Annotated in this window: 18 protein-coding genes; 9 read left to right on the top strand and 9 right to left on the bottom strand. The window is 73.6% G+C overall.

Annotated features, from left to right (window positions below; translation table 11 throughout):
- Nucleotides 1-8 precede the first annotated feature (8 nt).
- On the bottom strand, nucleotides 9-362 hold the full coding sequence (locus tag ACW0Q9_RS04945) for an MmcQ/YjbR family DNA-binding protein (RefSeq protein ID WP_456178736.1): 354 nt from the start codon (nucleotides 360-362) through the stop codon (nucleotides 9-11).
- A 64-nt stretch (nucleotides 363-426) separates the two neighbouring features.
- Nucleotides 427-861, bottom strand: coding sequence for a DNA-binding protein (locus tag ACW0Q9_RS04940; protein WP_456178734.1), 435 nt, complete (start codon nucleotides 859-861; stop codon nucleotides 427-429).
- Between the two features lie 84 nt (nucleotides 862-945).
- Here ACW0Q9_RS04940 and ACW0Q9_RS04935 point away from each other — a divergent pair, with 84 nt between their 5' ends.
- The 3 genes from ACW0Q9_RS04935 to ACW0Q9_RS04925 all read left to right on the top strand — a co-directional run bounded on the left by ACW0Q9_RS04935 (nucleotide 946) and on the right by ACW0Q9_RS04925 (nucleotide 3,003).
- Nucleotides 946-1,563, top strand: a complete 618-nt coding sequence (locus ACW0Q9_RS04935; protein ID WP_456178732.1) for a DNA-3-methyladenine glycosylase — start codon at nucleotides 946-948, stop codon at nucleotides 1,561-1,563.
- Between the two features lie 81 nt (nucleotides 1,564-1,644).
- Nucleotides 1,645-2,727, top strand: a complete 1,083-nt coding sequence (locus ACW0Q9_RS04930) for a WD40/YVTN/BNR-like repeat-containing protein (protein WP_456178730.1) — start codon at nucleotides 1,645-1,647, stop codon at nucleotides 2,725-2,727.
- Nucleotides 2,728-3,003 carry a ubiquitin-like small modifier protein 1 gene (locus ACW0Q9_RS04925; RefSeq protein WP_456178728.1) on the top strand — a complete coding sequence of 92 codons (276 nt, stop codon included), beginning with the start codon at nucleotides 2,728-2,730 and terminating at the stop codon, nucleotides 3,001-3,003.
- A 7-nt stretch (nucleotides 3,004-3,010) separates the two neighbouring features.
- Here the strand turns inward: ACW0Q9_RS04925 and ACW0Q9_RS04920 are convergent, their stop codons facing one another.
- Nucleotides 3,011-3,412 carry a DUF3224 domain-containing protein gene (locus ACW0Q9_RS04920; protein ID WP_456178726.1) on the bottom strand — a complete coding sequence of 134 codons (402 nt, stop codon included), beginning with the start codon at nucleotides 3,410-3,412 and terminating at the stop codon, nucleotides 3,011-3,013.
- 169 nt (nucleotides 3,413-3,581) lie between these two features.
- Between ACW0Q9_RS04920 and ACW0Q9_RS04915 the strand changes: the two genes are divergently transcribed.
- Nucleotides 3,582-4,721, top strand: coding sequence for an LLM class flavin-dependent oxidoreductase (locus ACW0Q9_RS04915; RefSeq protein ID WP_456178724.1), 1,140 nt, complete (start codon nucleotides 3,582-3,584; stop codon nucleotides 4,719-4,721).
- The gene (locus ACW0Q9_RS04910) at nucleotides 4,718-5,344 is read left to right on the top strand and encodes an FMN reductase (protein WP_456178722.1); all 627 of its coding nucleotides are present in this window, start codon (nucleotides 4,718-4,720) and stop codon (nucleotides 5,342-5,344) included. The genes ACW0Q9_RS04915 and ACW0Q9_RS04910 overlap by 4 nt, the downstream gene beginning before the upstream one ends.
- A gap of 22 nt (nucleotides 5,345-5,366) precedes the next feature.
- Here the strand turns inward: ACW0Q9_RS04910 and ACW0Q9_RS04905 are convergent, their stop codons facing one another.
- Together ACW0Q9_RS04905 and ACW0Q9_RS04900 are read right to left on the bottom strand one after the other, a co-directional pair.
- Nucleotides 5,367-6,257 (bottom strand): universal stress protein, encoded by an 891-nt coding sequence (locus ACW0Q9_RS04905; protein ID WP_456178721.1) that lies wholly within the window; start codon nucleotides 6,255-6,257, stop codon nucleotides 5,367-5,369.
- A 67-nt stretch (nucleotides 6,258-6,324) separates the two neighbouring features.
- A complete protein-coding gene (locus tag ACW0Q9_RS04900) occupies nucleotides 6,325-6,612 on the bottom strand; it encodes a hypothetical protein (protein ID WP_456178769.1) in 288 nt (95 codons plus the stop codon).
- A 179-nt stretch (nucleotides 6,613-6,791) separates the two neighbouring features.
- On the opposite strand from ACW0Q9_RS04900, the gene ACW0Q9_RS04895 reads away from it, so the two are divergent.
- From ACW0Q9_RS04895 to ACW0Q9_RS04885, 3 genes are all read left to right on the top strand, one after another.
- Complete coding sequence (locus ACW0Q9_RS04895; protein WP_456178719.1) at nucleotides 6,792-7,295, top strand: GNAT family N-acetyltransferase; 504 nt, start codon at nucleotides 6,792-6,794, stop codon at nucleotides 7,293-7,295.
- 10 nt (nucleotides 7,296-7,305) lie between these two features.
- Entirely contained in the window at nucleotides 7,306-7,932 is a 627-nt protein-coding gene (locus ACW0Q9_RS04890) for a hypothetical protein (RefSeq protein WP_456178718.1), read from the top strand.
- 126 nt (nucleotides 7,933-8,058) lie between these two features.
- Nucleotides 8,059-9,384 (top strand): hemolysin family protein, encoded by a 1,326-nt coding sequence (locus ACW0Q9_RS04885; RefSeq protein WP_456178717.1) that lies wholly within the window; start codon nucleotides 8,059-8,061, stop codon nucleotides 9,382-9,384.
- A gap of 3 nt (nucleotides 9,385-9,387) precedes the next feature.
- Here the strand turns inward: ACW0Q9_RS04885 and ACW0Q9_RS04880 are convergent, their stop codons facing one another.
- The 4 genes from ACW0Q9_RS04880 to ACW0Q9_RS04865 all read right to left on the bottom strand — a co-directional run bounded on the left by ACW0Q9_RS04880 (nucleotide 9,388) and on the right by ACW0Q9_RS04865 (nucleotide 11,768).
- On the bottom strand, nucleotides 9,388-9,705 hold the full coding sequence (locus tag ACW0Q9_RS04880) for a PRC-barrel domain containing protein (RefSeq protein ID WP_456178715.1): 318 nt from the start codon (nucleotides 9,703-9,705) through the stop codon (nucleotides 9,388-9,390).
- Nucleotides 9,692-10,072: a hypothetical protein gene (locus ACW0Q9_RS04875; protein ID WP_456178713.1), complete on the bottom strand. Its 381-nt coding sequence runs from the start codon at nucleotides 10,070-10,072 to the stop codon at nucleotides 9,692-9,694. Before ACW0Q9_RS04875 ends, ACW0Q9_RS04880 begins: the two co-directional genes overlap by 14 nt.
- On the bottom strand, nucleotides 10,069-11,295 hold the full coding sequence (locus tag ACW0Q9_RS04870; protein ID WP_456178711.1) for an NRAMP family divalent metal transporter: 1,227 nt from the start codon (nucleotides 11,293-11,295) through the stop codon (nucleotides 10,069-10,071). Before ACW0Q9_RS04870 ends, ACW0Q9_RS04875 begins: the two co-directional genes overlap by 4 nt.
- 83 nt (nucleotides 11,296-11,378) lie before the next feature.
- Nucleotides 11,379-11,768, bottom strand: a complete 390-nt coding sequence (locus ACW0Q9_RS04865; RefSeq protein WP_456178709.1) for a PaaI family thioesterase — start codon at nucleotides 11,766-11,768, stop codon at nucleotides 11,379-11,381.
- A gap of 103 nt (nucleotides 11,769-11,871) precedes the next feature.
- On the opposite strand from ACW0Q9_RS04865, the gene tyrS reads away from it, so the two are divergent.
- A complete protein-coding gene (tyrS, locus tag ACW0Q9_RS04860; RefSeq protein WP_456178707.1) occupies nucleotides 11,872-13,155 on the top strand; it encodes a tyrosine--tRNA ligase in 1,284 nt (427 codons plus the stop codon).
- The last annotated feature ends 480 nt before the right edge of the window (nucleotides 13,156-13,635 follow it).

Raw genomic sequence — 13,635 nt, 5'->3', positions numbered from 1 at the left:
GCGCGGGGTCAGGCCGTGGGCCGCTCGCGCTTGGGCAGCTTCGCCACCACCGCGTCGTACGACCCGTCGACCGCCTCGGTCAGCTCGTCGTCCGGGATGCCGCCGTCGAGCCGCAGCGTGTTCCAGCCCGACCGGCCGATGTAGGGGGAGGAGCGGGCGTCGTCGGGGAACCGGTGCAGCCACTCGTCGGCCACCTCCCGGGACGGGCCGCACTTGACCCCCACCCGGGGCTCGCCCTCGGGGGCGCCGAGGAAGGCGAAGATCCGGCTGCCGACCTTGACCACCTCGTCGCCCTCCCACGGCCGGTCCAGCCAGGCGCCCGGCTTCGCCAGGCAGTAGGACAGCATCTCCTCGCGCGTCATGGCATCCCTCCCGTGCGGCTCACCGGCACAGTCTCACCCGTCGATGTGACACTCCGCCGGATGATCAGTCGCCGGTGCCGGTGCGCACGGTGAGCCGCTCGTAGCGCTGCCGGGCCGCCTGGGCGCTGCCCAGCCCCAGCCCGAAGGCGATCGCCTGCCAGGTCATCCCCCGGCCGCGGGCCACCTGCAGCAGCCCCGCCTCCAGCGCGTCGACCTCGGCGCGCACGTGCGGGATCAGGGTCAGCGCGGCCATCAGGTCGGCCTGGTCGACCGGCTCCTCGCCCTCCGCCAGCTCGGCCCCGCCGGCGAGCGCCATCACGAGCGTCGCCGCTTCGTAGGCGTCGGGAACGTCGGGGTGCGCGTAGCGCCGGCGGCGGGCGTCGGTGCCGGCGTGCCGCTCGGCGATCCGCAGCAGCGCCGCGTAGTTGCGGTGAGCCCGGGCCTGGGCAGCATCCGGAGTGGCGAACGGGTCGTTGTCCAGCGTGACCATGTCGTTCATCCCACACCCTTGAATGACATCTTGTCAACACCCCGTTGAAAGCAATTCGTGCGCACCTCCGCGAGGCCCGGTTAGGGTTTGCCGGTGACCGCGACCGACCTCTCCGCTCTCTCCGACCTGCTCGCCGGCCCGGTGGTTCCCGCCGCGCGAGGACTGCTCGGCTGTCGGCTGACCGCGCACGGGGTGACCGTCCGGATCACCGAGGTCGAGGCGTACGCCGGCACCGCGGGCGACCCGGCCTCGCACGCCCACCGGGGGCGCACCCCGCGCAACGCGGTGATGTTCGGCCCGGCCGGGCACGCCTACGTCTACTTCACCTACGGCATGCACTGGTGCGTCAACGTGGTGACCGGGCCGGACGGCGAGGCCTCGGCGGTGCTGCTGCGCGCCGGCGAGGTGGTCGACGGTCTCGACGTCGCCCGGGAGCGCCGCCCGGCCGTACGCCGGGACGTGGATCTGGCCCGCGGGCCCGCCCGGCTCTGCGCGGCGCTCGGCATCGACCGGTCGGTCTACGGCGCCGACCTGCTCGGCGACGGGCCGGTGCGGCTGCGGCCCCCGCTCGCGCCGGTGGCGGAGGCGGCGGTCACCGCCGGGCCCCGGGTCGGGGTCACCGGCGCCCACGACGTGCCCTGGCGCTTCTGGATCACGGGTGACCCGACGGTGAGCGCCTACCGCCGGCACGTGCCCCGGACCCGGCGCTGACTGGCGCTCGGCGCGGCGGGTGGGAATCCTGTCGGTGGGTGTGGCGATAATCACGGCACCCATCGACGAGGGAGGACCGGCATGACGACGCTGCTCGCGATCGGCACCGGCAAGGGACTCTTCCTGGCCACCAGCCCCGACCGGCGCGACTGGGCGGTGAGCGGCCCGCACTTCCCGATGACCGGGGTCTACGCGGTCGCCGTGGACAAGCGCCCCGGCCGGCCCCGGCTGCTCGCCGGCATGACCAGCTCGCACTTCGGCCCGAGCGTGGCCACCAGCGACGACCTGGGCGGCTCGTGGCAGGAGCCCGAGCAGGCGCCGGTGGCCTTCCCCGCCGACACCGGGGTCAGCCTGGGGCGGGTGTGGCAGCTCATCCCGGCCGGCCCGGACCAGCCCGACGTGGTCTGGGCGGGCACCGAGCCGTCCGCACTCTTCCGCTCCGACGACGGTGGCCGCAGCTTCAGCCTCGTCCGGGCGCTCTGGGACCACCCGCACCGGGAGCAGTGGGCCGCCGGCTTCGGCGGTCAGGCCGTCCACAGCGTGCTCCCGCACCCCGGCGACCCGGCCCGGATGGCGGTGGCGATGTCCACGGGCGGGGTCTACCGCACCGAGGACGCGGGGGCGAGCTGGGCGCCGGGCAACACCGGCATCCGGGCCTACTTCCTCCCCGACGAGTGGCCCGAGTTCGGCCAGTGCGTCCACAAGATCGCCCGGGACGCCGGCGACCCCGAGCGGCTGTACGCGCAGAACCACCACGGCGTCTACCGCTCCGACGACGACGGCCGCAGCTGGACGTCGATCGCCGCGGGCCTGCCCAGCGACTTCGGCTTCCCGATCGTCGCCCACCCGTCCCGCCCCGGCACCGTCTACGCCTTCCCGCTCACCGCGGACGGCGAGCGGTTCCCCACCGACCGGCGCTGCCGGGTCTACCGCTCGGCCGACGCCGGCGGGAGCTGGGAGCCGCTGACCGCCGGCCTGCCCGAGGGAGCGTTCTACCCGTCGGTGCTGCGCGACGCCATGTGCGCCGACGACCACGACCCCGCCGGGGTCTACTTCGGCACCCGCTCGGGCGAGGTCTACGCCAGCGCCGACGAGGGAGACTCGTGGTCGCTGGTCGCCGCGCACCTGCCGGACGTGCTCTGCGTCCGGGCCGTGGAGGTCTGAGTGGTCACCGTGCTGCTGCCCGGTCCGCTCCGGTCCGAGGCGGGCGGGGAGAGCCGGCTGACGGTGGCCGCCACCGGCACCCTGCGGGCGGTCCTCGACGAGGTGGCGGCCGGCTGGCCCCGGCTGGCCCGCCGGATCCGCGACGAGCGCGGCGAGCTGCGGCGCTACGTCAACGTCTACGTCGACGGCGAGGACTGCCGGCACGTCGGCGGGCTGGACGCGGCGGTCGCCGACGGCGCCGAGGTGCAGGTGCTGCCCTCGGTGGCCGGCGGCTGAGCGCCACTCAGGGCAACTCGTACTCCAGGACGTACCGGTGCCCACCGTCCGGTTCCCGGATGATCTGCCCGCCACCGCGGAGCCGCCGCAGCTCGCCGGTCCCGGAGTCGGGCACGACCGTCCAGGAGAGCGCCGACCCCTCCTCGGCGTGGGCGGTGGCGTCGTGGTGCAGCACGAAGCTGCCCGCCCGGCCGTCCAGCGTGCCGGTGAAGCGCTCGAATCCCGCGTACGCGGCGCTGGTGTCGACCTGCGCCTGGCACATCAGGATGCGCGTGGTGCTCGTGCCGGCGAGGTGACCGGTGAAGGTCTTGGTGATCCGGGCCTGGGCCAGCACGGCGCCCTCGGCCTCGTCGTACGCCTCCTGCTCCCAGCTGTCGAGCGTGAAGCTGCCCTCCGCGCGTTCCGTCATGACCCGCATCCTGCCGGCAGAGGCTGACAACCACGGTCAGGTACCGGACGCGACCCGGTGAGCTGCGCCACCCCGGGCCGGGCGTGCGACGGAATAGTTGCTTCGTCAAATATGTTGTGCGGAGCGATTCCGGGCCGGAGCGGTCCGGACCCCACGCGAGGAGCTGGTCATGCAGTTCGGAGTCTTCACCGTCGGCGACGTCACGGTCGACCCGACCACCGGGCGGCTGCCGTCCGAGCATGAGCGGATCAAGGCCATGGTGGCCATCGCGCTCAAGGCCGAGGAGGTCGGGCTGGACGTGTTCGCCACCGGCGAGCACCACAACCCGCCGTTCGTGCCGTCGTCGCCCACCACCATGCTCGGTCACATCGCGGCCCGCACCGAGCGGCTGCTGCTGTCGACGGCGACCACGCTGATCACCACCAACGACCCGGTGAAGATCGCCGAGGACTACGCGATGCTCCAGCACCTGGCCGACGGCCGGGTGGACCTGATGATGGGCCGCGGCAACACCGGCCCGGTCTACCCCTGGTTCGGGCAGGACATCCGCAACGGCATCCCGCTCGCCATCGAGAACTACGACCTGCTGCGCCGGCTGTGGCGGGAGGACGTGGTCGACTGGAAGGGGCGGTTCCGCACGCCGCTGCAGTCGTTCACCTCGACCCCGCGCCCGCTCGACGGCGTGCCGCCGTTCGTCTGGCACGGCTCGATCCGCAGCCCCGAGATCGCCGAGCAGGCCGCCTACTACGGCGACGGCTTCTTCGCCAACCACATCTTCTGGCCCAAGGAGCACACGCAGCGGATGGTGGCCCTCTACCGGCAGCGCTTCGCCCACTACGGCCACGGCTCCGCCGACCAGGCCATCGTGGGCCTCGGCGGCCAGGTCTTCATGCGGAAGAACTCGCAGGACGCCGTGCGCGAGTTCCGCCCGTACTTCGACAACGCCCCGGTCTACGGGCACGGGCCGTCGCTGGAGGAGTTCACCCGGGAGACCCCGCTGACCGTGGGCAGCCCCCAGCAGGTCATCGACCGCACGCTCAGCTTCCGCGAGTACGTCGGCGACTACCAGCGCCAGCTCTTCCTCATGGACCACGCCGGCCTGCCGCTGAAGACCGTCCTGGAGCAGCTCGACCTTCTCGGCGAGGAGGTCGTCCCGGTGCTGCGCAAGGAGTTCGACTCGCTGCGCCCCGCGCACGTGCCCGAGGCGCCCACCCACGCCTCGCTGCTGGCCGCGGCCGGCGGCGCCAAGGACAGCACCGTCCACGCCGTCGACGACGTGACCGGCAAGGCGCCCGAGGGGGCCCGATGACCCGGCGCACCCTGGCCGTGGTCTCGGCCGGCCTCGGCCAGCCCTCGTCGACCCGGCTGCTCGCCGACCAGCTCGCCGCGGCCGCCCGCGACGAGCTGGTCCGGCGCGGCGCCGAGGTGGAGATCCGTACGGTGGAGCTGCGGGAGCACGCCCATGACGTGGTCAACCACCTGCTCACCGGCTTCCCGCCGGCCGCCCTGCGCGCAGCGCTGGACACCGTCGCCGGCGCGGACGGGCTGATCGCGGTCACCCCGATCTTCAACGCCTCCTACAGCGGGCTGTTCAAGTCCTTCTTCGACGTGGTGGAGAAGGAGGCGCTGGCCGATCGGCCGGTGCTGATCGGCGCCACCGGCGGCACCGCCCGGCACTCGCTCGCCCTGGAGCACGCGGTCCGGCCGATGTTCACGTACCTGCGGGCGGTGGTGATGCCGACTTCGGTCTTCGCCGCGCCGGAGGACTGGGCCGGCGACGGCGACGACAGCGCGCTGCGGGCCCGGATCCGGCGGGCCGGGACCGAGCTGGCCGAGCAGGTGGACCGCCGCCCGGCGGCGACCGGCCCGGCCGACCCCTTCGCGCTCACCAGCAGCTTCCAGGACCTGCTCGCCGGCCGCGACCCGGCCTGACCTGACACGCCGGCCGGCGACCTCAGTCGTCGGCCGGCTCGTAGGGGTGCGCCACCAGCACCGGGCAGTGGGCGTGCTGCACCAGCGCCTGGCTCACCGAGCCGAGCAGCAGCCCGGCGAAGCCGCCCCGGCCCCGCGAGCCGACCACCACCAGCGCCGCCTCCCCGCTCGCCTCGATCAGCGCCCGCTCCGGGGACTCGCCCCGCATGGGCCGCTCGATGACGCTCAGCACCGGGTGGTCCGTGCGGATCCGGGCGGCCGCCCCGGCCAGCAGCTCCGCCGACTCGGCCTGCGCCGCGGCGGTGGCCTCCGCCGCGGCGTCCGGCGCCACCGCGCCCCGCTCCGGCGTACGCACGTGCACCAGCACCAGGTCGGCGTCCCGGCGGACCGCCTCGTCGGCGGCGAGCCGGACGGCGTACCCGGCCGACTCGGAGCCGTCCACCCCGACCAGCACCGGCCCGCTCACCGGGATCGGCTGCTCCGCCGGGCGCACCACCAGCACCGGGCAGTGCCCGTGCTGCGCCACCTGGTTGCTGACCGAGCCGAGCAGCAGCCCGGCGAAGCCGCCCATGCCCCGGCTGCCCACCACCACGAGCTCGGCCCGGCGGGACTCCTCGACCAGGGTGACGCCAGGGCCGCCGGCCACCTGGCGCACCTCCACCCGCAGGGCCGGGTGCCGGCCGACCAGCTCGGCGGCCACCTGCTCCAACATCTTCCGGGACTCCTCGGTGGGCGCCGGCACCCCGAGGTCGTACGGGTTGAGCGGCACGCCGTAACCGAGCGGGTGCAGGTAGCCGTGCACCAGGTGCAGCGGCCGGGACCGCGCCACGGCGGCCCGGGCGGCGTGTTCGGCGGCGGTGATACTGGTCGACGATCCGTCGACGCCCGCCACGACAGGTCGGTTCATCGGCATCCTTCCGGTCGGCTCCGCCCATTGTCGACGACGGCCGGCCCGTGGCGCCCGAACTCCGACCGCCGAACTACCTGGCGGCGGTGCCGCCGGCCGGCGGACCCGCCGAGTGCCGGTGGACGACCAGGTCGTCCACCTCCAGCCGGCCGATCCGCAGCTCCCGGATCACCGCCCGCCGGACGGCCAGGCGGGCGATCATCAGCTTGCCGATCGCGACCGCGCCGAGCGCCGCCGCGGCGAGCGCCAGCGGCGCGGCCGCCGTCGGGCCCAGGGCACGCGGGCCGGCCGCCGTCGGCCCGACGACGGAGGCCCGGGCGGTACGCGTCGGAAACGCCCGGCTCCGCGGGCGCTGAAGCATCCTGGTCACCCGTGGATCCTGCGCTTTCACCCGGTTCGTCCGGCGCCGATCCCGGTGCCGGTCCACCGGCCGGGTGACCTGACGTCGCGCGTCGGCGGGTCGCCTCCCGAGGACGGGTCGGCATGGCCGGACCGCCGCGCGTCCCGGTTTTGTCGGGGTGTCCGCGTATCCTCCGCCGGGTGACCAGTGAGGTGCGGCTCCGGCCGGTACGCGACGAGGACCTGTCCGCGTTCTTCGCCCATGAGCAGGATCCGCAGGCCAACTGGATGGCCGCGTTCGGCCCGAAGGATCCGGCCGACCGGGCCGCCTTCGACGCCCACTGGTCGCGCATCCGGGCCGACCCGCGCATCGTGAACCGCACGGTGACGGTCGACGGCGTGGTGGTCGGCCGCGTGGCCGCCTTCCCAGTGGGGGAGCGCACCGAGGTCAGCTACTGGATCGACCCCGACCGCTGGGGGCGGGGGCACGCCACCGCCGCGCTCGCCGCGCTGCTGCGCGAGCTGCCGCAGCGGCCGGTGCACGCCCGCGCCGCCAAGGACAACGCCGCCTCCCTCGCCGTGCTGCGCAAGTGCGGCTTCGTCGTGGTCGGCGAGGACTCCGGATACGCCGCGGGCCGCGGCGCCGAGGTCGAGGAGTACGTGCTGGAGCTGCCCGCCGAGGCGGCTGACCAGGGCGACCACTAGTCTCCCCGGGGTGAACTGGCTGGAACTCGTCGGCTGGGCCGGCTCCGCGCTGCTGGTCTGGTCGCTGCTGCAGACCCGAATCCTGCGGCTGCGCGCGCTCAACCTGCTCGGCTGCCTCATCCTGATCGGCTACAACGCCGCCGTGCACGTGTGGCCGATGGTCGGGCTGAACGTGGTGCTCGCGGTGATCAACGTGTGGTACCTGCGGAAGATGCTCGCGACCCGGCACGACGCGCAGACCTACGAGGTGGTCGAGGTGGGCACCGGCGACGCCTTCCTGGCCCACACCCTGCGGGTGCACGCCGCCGACATCGCCCGGTTCAACCCGGACTTCCGCTGGGACCCGGCCGCCGCCGACCGGTCGGCGTTCCTGGTGGTCCGCGCCGACGAGGTGGTCGGCGTGGTGGTCTCGCACGCCGAGCCCGGCGGGGTGGCCCAGATCGACCTGGACTACGTGACCCCGCCGTTCCGCGACTTCACCCCCGGCGAGTTCGTCTACCGGCGCAGCCGGCTGTTCACCGACCGCGGCTTCCGCCGGGTGGTCAGCCCGCCCGGCATGGTCGCCCCCTACTACCACCGGCTCGGCTTCCGCCCGGAGGGCGGCGCGTACGTGCTGGACCTGCCCGCGCCCGCCTGATCGGCCGACCCGGAGGATTGCCCGGCCCGCCCGCGGGGCACAGAGGGGCGACGCCGCCCGGGCACCGGTCGGCGACGGGGCGGCCACCGCGGCCGGCCCCGGTCCGGTCGAGGGGGAGAACCGCGCGTGCAGAGCTACTGGAGCCAGCTGGCCCTGGTCGGCGTTCTGGTGATCGTCAACGCGGCCTTCGCCGGCAGCGAGATGGCCCTGGTCTCGCTGCGTGACAGCCAGCTCCAGCGGCTGGAACGCGGCAGCCGCGCCGGCCGTACGCTGGCCCGGCTGGCCAAGGACCCCAACCGCTTCCTGGCCACCATCCAGATCGGGATCACCCTGGCCGGCTTCCTGGCCTCCGCCGCCGCGGCGGTGTCGCTGGCCAAGCCCCTCGTCCCGCTGCTCGGGGTGTTCGGCGACGCCGCCGAGACGGTCGCCATCGTCACGGTCACCCTGGCGCTGACCTTCGTCACCCTGGTCTTCGGCGAGCTGGCCCCGAAGCGGATCGCCATGCAGTCCGCCGAGCGGTGGGCCCTCGTCGTGGCCCGTCCGCTCGACCTGCTGGCCGCCCTCACCCGGCCGGCCGTCTGGGCCCTCGGTGCCACCAGCGACCTCGTGGTCCGCCTCGTCGGTCTGAACCCGAAGCACGAGCCGGACGAGATCGGCCCGGACGAGCTGCGCGACATCGTGGCCGGCAACCACGGGTTCACCAAGGAGCAGCGCACCATCATCGCCGGCGCCGTGGAGATCGCCGACCGGCAACTGCGCGCGGTGCTCGTACCCCGGTTGCAGGTCTTCACCCTGGACAGCGGGACGACCGCCGAGGCGGCCCGGCTGGTCCTGGCCGCGACCGGCCACTCCCGGGCGCCGGTGGTCCGGCACGGCGGCCTGGACGACGCGGTCGGGGTGATCCACCTTCGCGACCTGGTCGGCGTCCCCGACGACCGGCCGGTGGACGAGATCGCCCGGCCACCCATGCTGCTGCCGGACTCGCTGCCGGTGGTCGACGCGCTGCGCCAGTTCAAGGCGGAACGGCAGCACATCGCACTGGTGGTCGACGAGCGCGGAGCCGTCGACGGCATCGTCACCCTGGAGGACATCCTCGAGGAGATCGTCGGTGAGATCTACGACGAGACCGACCGGGACCTCAGCTCGGTCCGCACCGAGCCGGACGGGACGCTGGTGCTGCCCGGCACCTTCCCGGTGCACGACCTGACCGACCTCGGCGTCGAGCTGCCCAGCCGTCCGGCCGGTGACTACACCACCATCGCCGGCCTGGTGCTCATCTGCCTCGGGCACATCCCGACGGTCGCGGGGGAGCGGGTCCGGGTCGACGGCTGGGACCTCGCCGTGGGTGGCGTCGAGCACCACGCCATCACCGAGGTCCGGGTCCGGCGGCACGCCCGCCGCGAGCGCCCCGAGGACGCCGACGCGCCGGTGCTCGACGAGGCGCGCGGCTGACCGTCAGGGATGTCCGGCCGGCTCCCCGAACGGGAAGCCCGGCACCGGCGGGCGCAGCTGCACGGTGTCGGCCGGCAACTGGCGGGTGCTCCGGCCCAGCACCCGCGTGATCGCCCGCAGCAGCCACGGCCCGGAGGGGTGCCGCTCCGGGCCGATGAGCCGGCTGGTGACCCGGGTCCACCAGTGGCCGGCGACGATCACGTCGGTGATCCGCAGCCGCTCCGGCGGCCAGCCGCCCCGCACCACCACGTCGACCACCCGGCCCACCCGCCGCCCGCGCAGGTCGTATGCGGTCCGGCCGAGCAGCTCACCCGCTCGCACGGTGCGCTCCGGGAATCCGGTCGACCAGGTGCCGGCGCAGCCAGGTCTCCACGGGCGAGGGCGGCAGGTCGGCCGCCGGGCAGCGCAGCCGCACCGCGCTGTCCACCCGGTCGACCAGGGTGAGCGGGACGCGCAGCGGCGGCACCGGCGGATCGTCGGTGAACCGGTCGGCGACGGCCACCAGCAGCCGCCCGATCCGGCCGCCGATCCGCTGCCCGAGCGCCGCCTGCCCGGTGAGCAGGCAGTCCACGTACGGGTAGCCCTCCTCGTCGACGGCGAACGCGATGTCGTCGACCCGGCCGACGAGCCGGCCGTCGACGTCGACGATCTGCCGGTCGAGCCACTGCTTGGCGAGCTGGATCCTCATCGCCCCATCCTCGTGATGATCGCCAGCGGGATCGCCGCCACCGAGGCGGCGACGATGAGCAGCAGGAACAGCGCCCCGAGCAGGTTCGTCCACCAGCCGTTGACCCGGTCGCCGAGATAGTTGCGGTCGTTCGCCACCACCAGGATCGGCAGGTAGGTCAGCGGCAGCACCACCGCGCTGAGCACCAGCATGTACTCGGTGAGCCGGACCGGGTCCACGGCCGTCATCAGCAGCAGCACCCCGAGGAGCAGCCCGACGAGGAGCACGCTGTGGAAGCGGGCCGCCTCCCGCGGGCTGACCCGCTTGCCCCACTGCCAGCCGAAATACTGCGCCGCCGCGTACGCGGCCGACAGGCCGGTCTCCAGCGCCGCACCGAAGGTCACCGCGAAGAACGCCAGCACCGCGGCGGCCAGCCCGGCCCCGCCCAGCGCGGTCACCACCGGCCGGGCCACCTGGTCGAGGGTGTCCAGCGACGCCCCCGACGGGTGGTACGCCACCGTCGCCACGGCGATCAGCGACAGCGCCAGGAAGCCGCCGACCGGGAAGCCGATAAGCACGTTCGAGCGGGCGTGCGCCAGGTCGGCGGCGCTCCACCGCTCCTCGACCCCGCCGGAGGAGAAGAAGAACACCTCGTACGGGCTGACCGTCGAGGCGAACAGGGCCACCGCCACGAACCAGTACACCCACCAGCTCTCGCCGGCGGAGCTGACCCGCAGCGCCCCGTGTCCCAGGTCCGCCCAGTCGGTGGGCAGCGCGAACAGCGCGACCGCGAACACCAGCAGCGCCAGCCCGGCCAGCCCGAAGACCCGCTCCATCAGCTCGAAGCGCATCCGCCACAGCACCAGCCAGACCGCCACCGCGGCCAGCGGCACCCAGAGCAGGTAGCTCAACCCGGTCGCGAGCTGCAGCGCCAGCGCCACCCCGCCCAGCTCGGCGGCCAGGGTGATCACCGTGACCAGCCAGGAGGCGACCAGGTTGAGCAGCGCCACCCGCGGCCCCAGCCGCTCCCGGACCAGGTCGAACACCGCCCGGCCGCTCACCGCCGCGATCCGGCCGGCCATCTCGGCGTACGCGCAGATGCCCACCACCCCGACGAGCAGCACCCAGGCGTGGGCCATCCCGAACCGGGCGCCGGCCTGGCTCGCCGCCACCAGATCGCCGATGTCGACGAATCCGCCGATGGCCGAGAGCACGCCGAGCGTGGCGGCGAGGAGCTTCCTCACGTCGGGTCGGCAGCGCGCGGTCTCATCGACGCGACGATATCGGCGTCAGATCCCCGTTCTCGGGCGAATCGACCAGCCCGGGATCAGGCGGCCGTGAGGTTCTGCAGCCGCACCTGGCCGCGCGAGACCAGCCGGTCGCCCTCGTCGGTGATCTCCACCAGCCAGAGCTGCTGGCTGCGACCCCGGTGGATCGGGGTGCCGACCGCGGTCAGCTCGCCGTCGCGGACGGCCCGCAAGAAGTCGGTCTGGTTCGAGACCCCGACCACCTTGCCCTTGTCGCCCAGCCACAGCGCACCGCCGATGCTGGCCGCCGTCTCCACCACCGAGCAGTAGACCCCGCCGTGCTGGATCCCGTACGGCTGGTGCAGCTCCGGACGGACCTGCCAGCGGATGACGACCCGGTCCCCGCTCGCCTCGTCGAACTTCAGGCCCAGCAGGGCGACGAAGCCCCCGGTCAGATCCGGCTCCTCCACGGCGACCCCTCCCTCTCGCGCGACGCGGTCGCCAGCCTAGTCGGGGCCCTCGTCGGCAAACCCGGTACGGGTCTGGGGCGGCCATAGGGGAGAATTGGTGACCGTGACCGACAGCAACCTCCCGCAGGGGCGGGACTCCCTGACCGACGACCTGCGATGGCGGGGCCTGATCCAGGACTCGACCGGCCTCGACGAGCTGCGCGAGCTGCTCGACGGCGGGAGCGCCACCTTCTATGTGGGCTTCGATCCGACCGCGCCCAGCCTGCACGTCGGCCACCTCATGCAGGTCACCACCGCGCGCCGGCTCCAGCTCGCCGGGCACCGGCCGCTGCTGCTGGTCGGCGGCGCCACCGGCCAGATCGGCGACCCGAAGGAGAGCGCCGAGCGCACCCTCAACCCGCCCGAGGTGGTGGCCGGCTGGGTCCAGCGCATCCGCGACCAGCTCGCGCCGTTCGTCTCGTACACCGGGGAGAACGCGGCCCAGCTGGTCAACAACCTGGACTGGACCGGAGAGATGTCGGTGGTGGAGTTCCTCCGCGACGTCGGCAAGCACTTCCCGGTGAACAAGATGCTGGCCCGCGAGGTGGTCCGGGCCCGGCTGGAGAGCGGCATCAGCTTCACCGAATTCAGCTACCAGCTCCTCCAGGCCAACGACTTCTTCGAGCTGCACCGACGGCACGGCTGCCAGCTCCAGTACGGCGGCTCCGACCAGTGGGGCAACATCACCGCGGGCGTGGACTACGTCCGCCGGCGGGGCGCCGGCCCGGTGGAGGCGTTCACCACGCCGCTGGTGACCAAGTCGGACGGCACCAAGTTCGGCAAGAGCGAGAGCGGCGCGGTCTGGCTCGACCCGCAGATGACCAGCCCCTACGCCTTCTACCAGTTCTGGGTCAACGCCGACGACCGGGACGTCACCCGCTACCTGCGGTACTTCAGCTTCCGCTCCCGTGAGGAGCTGGAGGAGCTGGAGAAGGCCACCGCGGAACGGCCGCAGGCCCGGCTCGCCCAGCGGGCGCTCGCCGAGGAGCTGACCACGCTGGTGCACGGCGAGCGGGAGATGGCCCAGGCGGTCGCCGCCAGCCAGGCCCTCTTCGGCCGCGGCTCGCTCGACGAACTGTCCCCGGCGACCCTGCGCGCCGCGCTCACCGAGGCCGGTCTGGTGCACCTCGACGAGCTGCCCGACGTGGCGGGCCTGCTCAAGGAGTCGGGCCTGGTGCCGAGCATGAAGGAGGCCCGGCGGGTCATCGCCGAGGGCGGCGCGTACGTCAACAACGTACGCATCGGCGAGGTGGACGCGACGGTGTCGCCGGCGGACCTGCTGCACGGCCGCTACCTCGTGCTGCGCCGCGGCAAGCGCTCGTTCGCCGGTGTTGAGCTGCGTAAATAGCCCTCCGTCGACAGTGTGACGCGGGACGCGCCCAGCGGATTTGACGATCAATCCGCTGGGCGCGTAACTTTCTCTCTGCCAGCGCGGAACGGACGAAACAGGCGAAAGACCTGGGAGGCCGGAGCGCGGGAATGACCGCCGGGCGAGGATGGTTGACTCCATCGGAACCCGGACCGGGCGGTGCCCCGGATTCGCCGCGAGGCGGATTTGGCGAGGCGGAACCGACCGGGTAAGGTTGTCGACCGGCAGGGACACGGACGAGCGAGCGGGAAACCGCAGCGGCCGTCCTGCCGAAATCCACGAAGCGCCCGGCGCGAGTCGGTCGAACAGTGGTGCCCGGCAAATGGGTGGAAGCAATGACAAACCGCGAAACACCGGTTTGACACGGCAGAAACCACCGGGTAACGTAGTAAAAGTGCCCGGCGCGAGAGCGGCGGGTGCGGTTGAACGAAATGCCCCGGACGGGGGTCCTGCGGTTGT

The sequence above is a fragment of the Micromonospora sp. I033 genome (genome assembly GCF_053890995.1).
Note: the sequence above shows the minus strand (reverse complement) of the source record. Positions and strands in the feature narration are given on the sequence as shown.